Origin of the sequence: Sulfitobacter sp. HI0129 (assembly GCF_001635395.1) — a bacterium.
In the GTDB taxonomy this organism is placed as follows: Bacteria; Pseudomonadota; Alphaproteobacteria; order Rhodobacterales; family Rhodobacteraceae; genus Sulfitobacter.
The window spans coordinates 1-11,999 of the sequence record NZ_LWGH01000743.1; the positions used below are offsets into that span (position 1 = coordinate 1).

The window sequence follows — 11,999 nt, forward strand, 5'->3', positions numbered from 1 at the left end:
AGGTGGGTGCGGATGTCCTGGCCCGTGGGGCCAGCGCGGCCGACGCGCTGGTCGCCGTTCAGGCAATGTTGGGGCTGGTCGAGCCGCAGTCTTCGGGTCTGGGCGGCGGGGCCTTTCTGGTATGGTATGATGCGGCCAGTGGCGAACTCACGACGCTGGACGGGCGGGAGACTGCTCCGCTCGAAGCGACTCCGCGGCTGTTTCAGGACGATGCGGGTGAGCCGTTGAAATTCTTCGATGCGGTTGTCGGGGGCCTGTCGGTCGGCACGCCCGGCACACCCGCGCTGATGGAGGAAGCGCACCGGCGTTGGGGCACGCTCGACTGGGCGTCTTTGCTGGCACCAGCGGCCCGCATGGCACGGAGCGGTTTCGCCGTATCGCCGCGCCTTGCCGGGCTGGTCGCCGACGATGCCGAACGTCTGGCTTCCGCGCCCGCTACGGCGGCATATTTCCTGCCGGGCGGCCTGCCGATCGAGGCGGGGGCGACCTTGCTGAACCCGGCTTATGCCGAAACTCTCGACGCGCTTGCGGAAGGCGGTTCGGCGGCCTTCTACACCGGCCCCATCGCCGAGGATATCGTGGCGACAGTGCGCGGTGCGGCCAACCCCGGCGTGCTTTCGGGGGTGGATCTTTCGATTTACGCGGTGAAGGAGCGGGCCGCCGTATGCGGACCCTATCGGGGCCATGAGGTCTGCGGCATGGGCCCGCCGTCTTCGGGGGCCGTGGCGGTTGGGCAGATACTGGGCCTTCTCGAACCCTATGACCTGAGCGCCGGACCCGGGGATCCGCAGGTACGGCGGCTCATCGGGGATGCCTCCCGGCTCGCCTTCGCGGACCGGGGCCGCTATCTGGCCGACAGCGATTTCGTTCCGGTTCCCGTCTCCGGGCTGTTGGACGCCGAATACCTCGCCTCGCGTACGAAACTGCTGGAAGGATCGGGCAGCCTTGCCGAGGTTGAGGCGGGGGAGCCGGCCTTTGACCATGCCCTGCTCTGGGCCGATGATGCCTCTATCGAACTGCCGTCGACCTCCCATATCTCCATCGTCGATGCGGCGGGCAACGTGGCCAGCATGACGACCACGATCGAGAACGGCTTTGGCTCGCGTCTCATGGTGCGGGGGTTCCTGCTGAATAACGAGCTTACAGATTTCTCATTCCGCAGCCATGAGGATGGCCGCCCCATCGCCAACCGGGTGGAGCCGGGCAAACGCCCGCGTTCCAGCATGGCGCCGACCATCGTGATGAAAGACGGCGCGCCCGTTCTGGCGCTGGGCAGCCCCGGCGGGAGCCGCATCATCGGCTACGTGGCCGAGGCGATCATGGGAGTAGTCGACTGGGGCTACGACGTGCAAGAGGCCTCCGCCCAGCCCCATGCGGTCAACCGCTTCGGCGCCTATGATCTGGAGGAGGGCACAGCCGCGGCAGAGCTTGCCGAACCGCTGGCCGCCATGGGGTTCGAGACGAACCTGAGGGCGCTGACGTCGGGGTTGCATATCATATCCATCGGCGATGACCTGCGGGGCGGCGCCGATCCGCGCCGCGAAGGCATCGCGATGGGGGACAGGCCGTGACGGCCGCTATGGGAGAGGCGGAAGTGAAACGCAACGAGAGCGGCATCGCGAGCGCTTCGGGGGTGCTGAAGCAGCGGTTCGGTGAACGGTTCCAGACGGGCGAGGCGATTCGCTCGCAGCATGGCCATACCACCACATGGATCCCCACGCAGGCGCCCGACGCGGTGATCTTTGCACGCTCCACCGAGGAGGTGGCCGAGATCGTTCGGACCTGTGCCGAGCACCGGGTGCCGGTCATTCCCTTCGGCACGGGCACCTCGCTCGAAGGTCATGTGAACGCCCCGGCGGGCGGCATCTGCATCGACCTTTCGGAGATGAACGCCGTTGTCGCGGTCAACGCAGGCGATCTTGATTGCCGGGTCCAGCCCGGGGTCACGCGGCAGGAGTTGAACACGCATCTGCGGGACATGGGGCTGTTCTTTCCCATCGATCCCGGCGCCAATGCCTCGCTCGGCGGAATGGCGGCAACGCGGGCGTCGGGCACCAACGCGGTGCGATACGGCACGATGAAGGACAATGTGCTGAGCGTCGAGGCGGTGATGCCGGACGGCAGCGTCGTGCGCACCGGCCAACGGGCGCGAAAATCATCGGCGGGCTACGATCTGACCCGATTGCTGGTGGGGGCCGAAGGCACGCTGGGCGTGATCACGGAACTGACCCTGCGGCTTCAGGGGATACCGGAATCCATCTCTTCCGCGCGGTGTTCCTTTCCCAGTGTCCGGGCCGCCTGCGAAGCGGTGATGGCCGTGGTGCAGTATGGGTTGCCGGTCGCACGGATCGAGCTTCTGGATGCGCAGACAGTGGGCGCGATCAACGCCCACTCTGGCCTCGATCTGCCTGCCACACCGCTGTTGCTGCTGGAATTTCATGGCACCGAGGCGGGCGTCGTCGAACAGGCAGAGATCTTCGGTGACCTCGCATCGGAGGTCGGCGGCACCGGGTTCGAAGCCGTGACCCGGGCGGAGGACCGCAACCGCCTGTGGCAGGCCCGGCACGATGCCTATTGGGCGATGCTGGCGCTTCGCCCCGGCTGCAAGGCGGTGGCCACGGACGTTTGCGTGCCCATCTCGCGCCTTGCTGAGGCGGTGGTGGCCGCGCAGGACAAGGCAACGGAACTCGGGCTCATCGCCCCTATCGTGGGCCATGCGGGTGACGGGAATTTCCATGCCTCCTTGCTGTTGGACATGGAAGACGAGCAGGAGGTGCGGCATGCCGAGGATTACGTCAGTTGGCTGGCCGACCTGGCGATTTCGATGGAGGGCACCTGCACCGGCGAACATGGCATAGGGCAGGGCAAGCAGGCCTATCTGAGCCGCGAGCTTGGCGATGCAGTCGATGTGATGGGCAAGATCAAACATGCGCTCGATCCGCAGAACATCATGAATCCGGGCAAGATCCTTTCATCCGCGACCTGACGTCGTTTTTCGGCAGTCGTCTTGTTGCTCGGCTCGATAACCTCACAGTTGAAATTGGGGGGAGAAACGCATGAAGGCTGAGATCGTTTCGGGCATCGCGGAGGGACAGGACCGGCAGGAAGGCACGCTGGAAGCGCATTATTACCTCGATCCCGCGGTGACGGAGGCCGAAAAACGTCACCTGCTTCATGAGACATGGCAATTTGCTTGCCACGAAAGCGATGCTTCGGCACCGGGGGACTTCTACAGCTTCACCATTCAGGATCAGGATTATTTCATTGTCCGTACACAGGACGGAGAGTTGAGATGTTTCGCCAATGTCTGCCCGCACCGGGGCCATCGTCTTGTTGAAGGGCATGGTAACAAGAGCCGCATAACCTGCCCGTATCATGCCTGGACGTTCGGCCTTGACGGAGCGTTGCGCGGGGCGCGCGGACTGTCCCGTCGCTCTGGGGATTTCGACAGGTTCAAACTGATCCCGATCGCGCTCGACAATCTGGCGGGGCTGCTGTTCATCAACCCGGGGAATAATGCGGCGCCATTGCGGGAATATGCCCCGGGGTTGGAAGGGCAGCTTCTGCGGGCCTGTCCAGAACTCGCGCGCTATGTCCCGAACCGGGAGGGCGCGGAATTCGGCCATACGTACATATGCGAGTCCAACTGGAAGGTCATGTTGGACAATTACCTCGAATGTTACCACTGCCAGACGGCGCATCCCGATTTCAACGAGATGATGGCCATCCCGGACAGCCGCTTTTCACTGTTCCCGAACTTTACCTATCAGGAGGCACCCACCAAGCGGAAAGCCGATAACCGGGCTTTTCCGCTCGACCTCGACCACGACGTTCTGGTGGGAACCTTCTGGTGGCTCTTCCCCAACATTACGCTGGGGCGATTTCCCGGCACGCAGAACTTTTATGTCTCTCGGTTCGATCCATTGGGGCCGGGGCGGACATCGCGCTATACCCTCTCGCTGAAACCTGCCCGGCCTACCGACGCAGGTGCGGAGGAGCGCGATCGCCTGCGGTCGGTCTGGACCACCAAAGTCGTTTCGCAGGAAGACAGGGCACTATGCGAGAACGTGCAGCGCGGCATGGCACAGCGGGGGTTTCAGCACGGATGGTACGTGACCGACCCGGAGGATCATGGCATTTCCGAACTTGCGATGCGCCATTTCCACGGGCTGTACCGCGCATGGGCGGCGGATCACGCGCCGCGGCCCGTGACTGCATAGCCTGACCCCCTGCGCCGACGAAGCGAGCATGAACATGAGCTTGCACCGATTGTCCGAAGTCGGTTTTCAGCCATGACAAGTCGGCGGTTGGGCGCGGTTTTCCCGCCGCGCCTCTAAAAGGGGGCAAGTTGCTTGCAGGGAGTCGGGAAATGAAAACGCAGGTCAAGGCGCTCGTCGTGGGCGGGGGCGCGGTCGGTACGTCGATCGCCTATCATCTGGCGCGCGCGGGCTGGGAAGATGTCATGCTGCTGGAGCGGGACGAACTCACCTCCGGCTCCACATGGCACGCGGCGGGTCTGCTGCCCTATTTCAACATGTCCTATGCCACGACGCATATCCACGACTATTCCATCAAGTTCTACAAGACCCTCGAGGAAGAAACCGGGCTGAACGCGGGCTTTGCCGTGGTGGGCAACCTGCGCATGGCCCAGACGGATGAGCGCATGGATGAATACATGCTCTATGCCTCCACCGCCGAGACATGCGGCGTGCCCTACGAATGGCTTACGCCCGAACAGATCAAGGCGAAATGGCCGCTGATCCGGACCGAAGACCTCAAGGGTGCGCTCTACCACCAGACCGACGGCTACATTAACCCGGCGGATGTGACCATGGCGATGGCCAAGGGCGCGCGCCAGCGCGGCGTGGCGATCGAGCGGAAGTGGCAGGCCGATGCCTTCCACTGGAACGGCGAGGCCTGGGAGGTCACCTGTTCCAAGATGATCGAAAAGGGCGGGAACCTCGTGCCCTCCGACGAACAGATCGTCATCACCGCGGAACATGTGGTCACCGCCAGCGGCAACCACGCGCAGCGCACCGCGAAGATGCTGGGTATCAAGATGCCGGCGATCCCGGTCGAACATCAGTTCATCGTAATGGATCAGGACCCCGAACTGGTGAAGTTCCGCCGCGAAGAGGGCAATGTCGAACATCCCGTGATCCGCGACGCCGATGCGCAAAGCTACGTGCGGGAGGAACGCGGCGGCTGGATCCTCGGCGTCTATGAAAAGGGCGCGCCCGCCCGCTTTGAATATGGCGTGCCCGACAGCTTCCGCGCCGATCTGTTCCAGCTCGATCTCGACCGGATCGAGGATCAGTACATGGCCATGAACCACCGCATCCCCTCGGCGGAAGACTGCGGTCTGAAGGACGATTTCAACGGGCCGATCTGCTACACGCCCGATGGCAACCCGCTGGTGGGTCCTGCGCCCGGCCTGCGCAACATGTGGCTGGCCGAAGGCTTCTCTTTCGGGATCACCGCAGCGGGCGGCACCGGCTATTATCTCGCGCAGCTCATGGTCGACGGTGAGGCGGAGATCGATATGGCATCGCTCGACCCCAAGCGCTACGGCGACTGGATGACCACCGAATTCGCCGCCCGCAAGAACGAGGAGGCCTACGAACACGTCTATATCCTCCACCACCCCGACGAAGAGCGCCCCGCGTGCCGGCCCTTGCGCACATCGCCCGCCTATGACCGTCAGGCCGCCCGAGGCGCGCAGTTCGGCTGGGTCAACGGTTGGGAACGCCCCAATTATTTCGCGCCCGAAGGGTTTTCCGACCACGACAGCCGCAGCTTCCGGCGCGGCAAATGGTGGCAATACGCGGTGGAAGAAGCCAAGGCGATCCGCGAGGGCGTGGGCCTGATCGATGCCACCGCCTTTACCAAACACCTCGTGAAGGGGCCGGGTGCTACGCAGTTTCTTGACTGGTTTACCTGCAATAAGCTGCCCTCGGTCGGGCGGATCAACCTGACCTATGCGCTGACCGGCGCGGGCACCACCCGCACGGAATATACCATCGTCCGTCTGGCGCAGGATGAATATTACCTCGTTTCCGCCGGGGCATGGACGGCATACGATTCCGACTATCTGCGCAAGGCGATTGCGGACAAGACGCCGGAGTTCGGCTATATCGAATGCCACGACGTGACCACGCAATGGGGTGTCTTCGCCATAGCGGGGCCCAAATCGCGCGACGTGTTGAACGAGGTTGTGAAAGACGCCGACCCATCGACCGTACTGTCGAACAAGCGCTTCCCCTGGCTCACCATGCGCAACATCGAACTGGGCATGTGCCCGGTTCGCGCGATCCGGGTGGCCTACACCGGCGAGTTGGGGTGGGAGCTTCATCACCCCATCGAGATGCAGAACTACCTTTTCGACCTCTTGGAAAAGGCGGGCGAAAAGCACGGCATGAAGCTGGTGGGTGCCCGGGCGCAAAACTGGCTGCGGCAGGAAAAGAGCTACCGCGCCTTCGGCAACGAACTGGGCCGCGATGCCACACCGTTGGAGGCCGACTTGCCGCGTTTCGTCGACATGAACAAGGATTTCCATGGCAAGCAGGCGATGGCAGACCATGGCATTCGCGCCAAATGCGTGACCCTGCTGATCGATGGCCCCGATGACGCCGACCCATGGGGGCGCGAGGTGCTCTACGCGGGCGACACGCGCACTGGCCGCCTGACCTCCGGTGGCTACTCCGTCGCTTTCGGCAAGAGCATCGGCATGGGCTACGTCAAGCCGGAGCACGCCGAGGTCGGGACCAAGCTGATGGTAAAGATGTTCGACCGGCTCTGGGACGCTGAGGTGGTCGAAGACAGCCCCTATGACCCGAAGAACACGACCATCCGCCAAGACGGCTGACCGCGCTCATTGAAAAGGGGCGCCGCTTTCGCCGCGCCCCTTCAACCTTTTACAAATACTCAAATCTCACGTTGGCCCCCGCGCATCGCAGCGGGGAAGGCGCGGACGGCACGTCAGAGGCGCCGCTGGGTAAGCCAGATGACCCAGTCGTCCGCACTGCCCGAAAACGCATTGAGGTCGATATCACCTCCCGCGCCGGGCACGATGCCGGTCGAACTGTACTGCCAGAAACGCCACGGTTTGCCGGTGTAAACCTGCTCCGGTGTCTTGGCGGTGGAGCGCAGCCAGAATTCATACCCCTCAAAGGCGGAAAGCTCGTTCTCCCGGTAGAATTTCGGAGTGGTGTAGATGATGGGCCGCTGGCCGTAATGGGCGGTCACGAGGGTCAGGAACCTGCGCATCTCGTCCTGAACCACATCGGCGGGGGGCCGCCGGTGGGCGCAGGTCGGGGAAAAGGGGTTCCATTCCATATCGAGCAGGGGCGGCAGGTCCCCCGGTGTCTTCGGGACATTCGCGATGAACCAGCGCGCCTGGTCCTCGGGCGAGGTGCAGAAATAGTAGAAGTGATAGGCCCCGCGCGCGACCCCGGCGGACAGCGCGCCGTTCCAGTGATCGTCGAACATCACGTCGCGGCGGTCCCCGCCTTCCGTGGCTTTGATGAAGGCGAAGTTGACCCCGGCCTCGCGGGCCGCGACCCAGTCGATGCTGTCCTGAAACCGCGCCACGTCGATGCCATGCACGGCGTAGCGTGCGGGGGTGGGTTCGGCGAATTGCGCCGGGTTGCGATCCCCGAAAAGCGGTGGGGTCACGCTGCCCAGCCGCGGGACAGGATCGGGACCTGCCGCACAGCCCGCGAGAAGGACAGCAAGCCCAAGCGCAAGACGGCGCGGGGAAAGGATACTCGTAATACTCATGAAGGGGGGTTCCGTGCTATGAGGGCAAGGTTGTTCGCGGGCATGTCGACCCGGTCGATGGGGCTCAACGCAGCATCGCTGAGCAGGCGCACGATGTCGAGATCGTCCTTGTAGCCGCTCGTCGGATCGGCGGTCCGAAGCTCCGCATCGAACTTGCGATCTCCTTCGCTGATCAGCGCCCCGCCACGTCTGAACGGGCCATAGACAATCAGGCTTCCCCCCGGTGCCAGAGCCCGGGCGGTTTCGGTGATGATCCTGCGGACATCCGACATCGGCAAGAGGTGAAACAGGTTGACGACAAGCACCAGCTGCTGCGGTTCGAGATCCTTGGACCACCCCGGTTGCGCCGCATCCAGCGGCAGCGCAGGCAGGATGTTGGTCAGCCCGGAGGCCGCGACATGGGCGTCGATGCTGTCGCGCCGCGCCGGGTCGATGTCGCTGGGCTGCCACTGCAGGCCGGGCAGGGCGGTGCCGAAATGAACGACGTGTTCACCGGTGCCGCTGGCAAGCTCAAGCGCCGCGCCGGCGGTGGGGCCATGTGCCAGCAGCAGTTCGGTCAGCGGCTTCGCGTTGCGTGCCGCGGCGGGGGCATACATCCGCCGGTCGCTGCCGGTCTGCGCCACGCTGGCGCTGGGCGGCAGCTTTCGGCTCACTGTCGCAGCCGATCGGGCGTCAATTGGGCTACTATATCTGGAGGAAGCGCCGGTGTTCTGCCGAAGGTGAGTGCCGCCAGCAAGGCCGAGGCCGCGGGAGCCGTCTGGAACCCATAACCGCCTTGGCCCGCGCACCACAGAAAGGATGGCTCCGCCGGGTCGGGGCCCAGCACCAGCGTCCGGTCCGGGGCAAAACTGCGCAATCCGGCCCAGGAGGTCAGCAACCGCGTGACCGGCGTGGTCACTACCTCTTCGTAGCGGGCCAGCCCTTCGGCAAGCACCATGTCATCGGCCCAGGCATCGTGGGGCTCTACCGGGTCTTCATCGGCGGGAGAGACCAGAAGCGCGCCCGCGTCGGGCTTGGCGTACCAGCTTTCGCCCACGCCGAAGAACATCGGCCAGGACGCCGGATCATGCCCCCCCGGTGCAGGCAGGCGCGCCATGGAACGCCGATGCGGCACAATGCCCAAGAGCGCGATACCGGCCATCGCCGCCAATGCATCGGCCCAAGCGCCGCCCGCGTTTACCACGTGCCGCGCGGTGTAGCGGGCCGCTGTCGTGCTGACATGCCACGCCCCGTCCTGCCGGTCGATACCCGTGACCTCTGCCCCGGTTTCCACGCGCCCCCCGTTTGCCTTCAGTTGACGGACGAAATCCTGCAGCATCCGGTCGGTGTCGATGTCATAGGCCGCTTCATGGTAGGCGGCGTCGGAGAGTTTGCCGGTATCTATCACCGGCACCAGCTTTTGCGCCTCGTCGAGGGTGATGCGCGTGACGCCCATGGTTTGCGCATCGGTGTCGAAAGCCTCCCGCTCATGGGGGCGGCCGAGGATCAGCAGCCCCCGGGGGCTGAGATAGCCGCCATTTGCTTCGAAGTGGTATTCCGCGCTGGCCCTGTTCAGGGCGATGGTGCTGGGCTTGCCGTAATTCTGTTCGAACAGCGCGGCGGAGCGACCGGATGCGTGATAGCCGAGTGCTGTTTCCCGCTCCAGCACCAGAACTTCCGCCTTTTCCGAAAGTCGGGCCGCCGCAGAGAGACCGGCGATCCCGCCGCCGATGACGATATAGTCGATCATTCCACTTCCTCGCTCCGGTCGGTGGCGGGGGGCGGGGGTGGCACCAGTGCGTTCAGTTGAACCAGCAAATCCGGGGGGAGTTGCATCTGCATTGCAGCAAGCGACGGAGCAAGCTGGTCGATGTCGCGGGCCGAGATGATGGGCATGGGCGCCGCTTCGTGCGCCGCCACCCAGGCAACGGCAAGTGTCGCAGGGTGGTGACCGCTTTCCCGGGCAATCTTTTGCAACTCAATCGCGGCGTCATAAAGGGCCGTATCCGCGTAGCGGGCGGCATAGCGCGGATCCTGTTTCAGCCGACCGTCCTCACCGCGCCCGTATTTGCCTGTCAGCAAACCGCCACCCAGAGGCGAATAGGGCGCAACATCGATCCCGAGCGCTTGCGCCATTGGCAGAATCTCGACCTCCGCCTGCCGTTTGACGAGGTTGTACATGGGCTGGATGACCGAAATCGGCAGGTCGTGGCGGGCCGCGATATGCTGGGCGTGGACGACCTGCCACGCGGCGAAGTTCGACAACCCCGCGTAGCGGATGCGCCCCAGATCCTTCAGCTCCGCCAAGGCGGCCATGCTTTCCTCCAACGGGGTGTCAGGATCGAAGCGGTGCAGGTAGAGAACGTCGAGCGTATCGATCCCAAGACGCTGCCGCGAAGTGTCGACGGATGCGAAAAGCGCGTCGTGGCTGGCGGGCGGCTCATAGGCCGCCTTGGTCGCGATGATGAGCGCGTCCCGACGTTCACCGATCATCGTGCCCAGCAGCGTTTCCGCCGCGCCATCGGTATAGAGATGGGCGGTGTCGAAATGGTTTATTCCCGCTTCGACGCAGGCATCGAACATCTCACGCGATTGCCGCGCATCGGCCCGGCCGCCGAACTGCATGGTGCCGAAGGCGAACCGGCTTGCGGCACTGCCGTCGGGGCTGGTCAAGTTGTTGTTCATGCTGGGATTGGTCGCACCTTGAACAGCGTAGTGCAACAACGAAGGTCGCCAACGGACCTATCCAGAAGGATAGGTCGGGGCGGTGCGACCAATCCGCTTCCGTTAACCTATGCAGGGGGCAGCGGTTGTGGTGATCCCTTCCAACTGGGCGAGGACCGTTGCCGTGGTCTCCTGCCGGGTTTGCAGCTTCAGATAGGACGCGATCGCATCGAACCTTTGCTGATCCATGCCGGTGGCAACGATCATGTGGCCAACGCCATCATCCGTGGACCATGCCGCGATCTCCTCCCCGTTGGCGCGGGCCTCGCGGCTCTGATCGAATGAGCCTCGAAAATAGGAAAGTCGGCAACCATTAAGCCCGGCGTAATGGGCGATGCTGCCCTCTTCTGTCTCCTTGAAGGTAACGGGCGTCAGGTTCGCCGCGGATAGATCCGGGGTATTCACATCCGACAGCGCCGAGACGGAGCGCATGTCATTGCCCTCTACTGAGTAGGTCTGGCTGGCGAATTCCGCATGCAGATCGAAAACGCTCGGTTCAGCCAGGAACCTCGGTCCGAGCATCGCCGCTATTGCGATGGTTGCCGCCAATATCCCGGCTGTCAGCCAGATCACCGGCCGCCGATTGTTGTTCGCGGGGGCGGCCGCCTGCACCGGCGCCGCCGGACGGAGGGAGCCGAGGCTTTTTGATATCCCGGCGATGTCGTTCAGAGCCGCATCAAGCGACGGCTCTGCCTTCAGGCGGCGCTCGACCGCGCGGCGCTCCGCCTTGCCCAGTTCACCGTCGTGATAGGCGTTGATCAGTTCCCAGTCTTTTTCGTTCAGCTCGGTCATCTGCTTTGCTTCTTCTCGTCTTCGCTCGTTCGCGATCCTTCCACCAGGATCAAAAGCGCCTTGCGCGCCCGGCTTATGCGGCTCATCACGGTTCCGTTCGCCACTTCCATCACCTTCGCGGCCTCCGCGTATTTCAGCCCCATGATATCCACGAGGAAGAGAACCTCCCGCATATCGGTTGACAGTTTTTCAAAGGCCAAACGAACCAGAACGTCCCGGGCGGCGTCGGTCGTGGCCGTCTCTTCAGATAGACGTTTCTCGGCGGCAAAATATTCCCTGCGGACACGTTTTTTCCGCAGCTCGTCGTAATGCAGGTTGCGAATGACCCGGAACATCCAGGGCCGAAGCGCATCGGGGCCATCGGGCCTGCTCTCGCTCCTGAGCGCCCGTTCCACGGCGTCCTGCACCAGATCCTCGGCATCACTGGCAGAGGCGCAGATAGCCTTTGCATAGGCCCGAAACTCGGGCAGCAAATGTTCGATATGCATGGGCGAAGGCATGCCGAAAGATACTGAGATTTCAGGCTTCCGCAAACGGTGATCGCGGGTGAGAGAAAAGGGAGCCGGGATGTAGGTTCGGCTGTGCCATTCGCGTCTATCGACATGCGGCACAATATCACCATTCTGGCGATCCCGGGAGGACTCGAACCCCCAACATCCTGATTAGAAGTCAGGTGCTCTATCCAGTTGAGCTACGGGACCGTGATGCCTTGTTAGCGCCTTGCC

General features: G+C 63.7%; 10 protein-coding genes and 1 tRNA gene. 4 read left to right on the forward strand and 7 right to left on the reverse strand.

Translation table 11 applies throughout. The features are described from left to right. The 4 genes from ggt to A3764_RS18330 form a co-directional block, all read left to right on the forward strand. On the forward strand, positions 1-1,571 hold a 1,571-nt coding region (ggt, locus tag A3764_RS18315), incomplete at its 5' end, for a gamma-glutamyltransferase (protein WP_067951904.1). Positions 1,572-1,579: 8 nt separating this feature from the next. Next, complete coding sequence (locus tag A3764_RS18320; RefSeq protein ID WP_067921008.1) at positions 1,580-2,986, forward strand: FAD-binding oxidoreductase; 1,407 nt, start codon at positions 1,580-1,582, stop codon at positions 2,984-2,986. Positions 2,987-3,056: 70 nt separating this feature from the next. Beyond that, positions 3,057-4,220, forward strand: a complete 1,164-nt coding sequence (locus A3764_RS18325) for an aromatic ring-hydroxylating oxygenase subunit alpha (protein WP_067921010.1) — start codon at positions 3,057-3,059, stop codon at positions 4,218-4,220. Positions 4,221-4,369: 149 nt separating this feature from the next. Beyond that, entirely contained in the window at positions 4,370-6,865 is a 2,496-nt protein-coding gene (locus tag A3764_RS18330; RefSeq protein ID WP_067951907.1) for a GcvT family protein, read from the forward strand. 113 nt (positions 6,866-6,978) lie between these two features. On the opposite strand, the gene A3764_RS18335 is transcribed toward A3764_RS18330, so the two are convergent. The 7 genes from A3764_RS18335 to A3764_RS18365 form a co-directional block, all read right to left on the reverse strand. Next, complete coding sequence (locus A3764_RS18335) at positions 6,979-7,779, reverse strand: glycoside hydrolase family 25 protein (protein ID WP_067919806.1); 801 nt, start codon at positions 7,777-7,779, stop codon at positions 6,979-6,981. Further along, entirely contained in the window at positions 7,776-8,432 is a 657-nt protein-coding gene (locus A3764_RS18340; RefSeq protein ID WP_067919807.1) for a DUF938 domain-containing protein, read from the reverse strand. The genes A3764_RS18335 and A3764_RS18340 overlap by 4 nt, the downstream gene beginning before the upstream one ends. After that, the gene (locus tag A3764_RS18345) at positions 8,429-9,508 is read right to left on the reverse strand and encodes an NAD(P)/FAD-dependent oxidoreductase (protein WP_067919808.1); all 1,080 of its coding nucleotides are present in this window, start codon (positions 9,506-9,508) and stop codon (positions 8,429-8,431) included. Before A3764_RS18345 ends, A3764_RS18340 begins: the two co-directional genes overlap by 4 nt. After that, the gene (locus A3764_RS18350; RefSeq protein WP_067919809.1) at positions 9,505-10,443 is read right to left on the reverse strand and encodes an aldo/keto reductase; all 939 of its coding nucleotides are present in this window, start codon (positions 10,441-10,443) and stop codon (positions 9,505-9,507) included. The genes A3764_RS18345 and A3764_RS18350 overlap by 4 nt, the downstream gene beginning before the upstream one ends. A 102-nt stretch (positions 10,444-10,545) precedes the next feature. Further along, positions 10,546-11,274: a hypothetical protein gene (locus tag A3764_RS18355; protein WP_067919811.1), complete on the reverse strand. Its 729-nt coding sequence runs from the start codon at positions 11,272-11,274 to the stop codon at positions 10,546-10,548. After that, a complete protein-coding gene (locus A3764_RS18360) occupies positions 11,271-11,762 on the reverse strand; it encodes an RNA polymerase sigma factor (protein WP_236628242.1) in 492 nt (163 codons plus the stop codon). Before A3764_RS18360 ends, A3764_RS18355 begins: the two co-directional genes overlap by 4 nt. Before the next feature lie 136 nt (positions 11,763-11,898). After that, positions 11,899-11,975 (reverse strand) — tRNA-Arg (locus A3764_RS18365). Positions 11,976-11,999 lie beyond the last annotated feature (24 nt).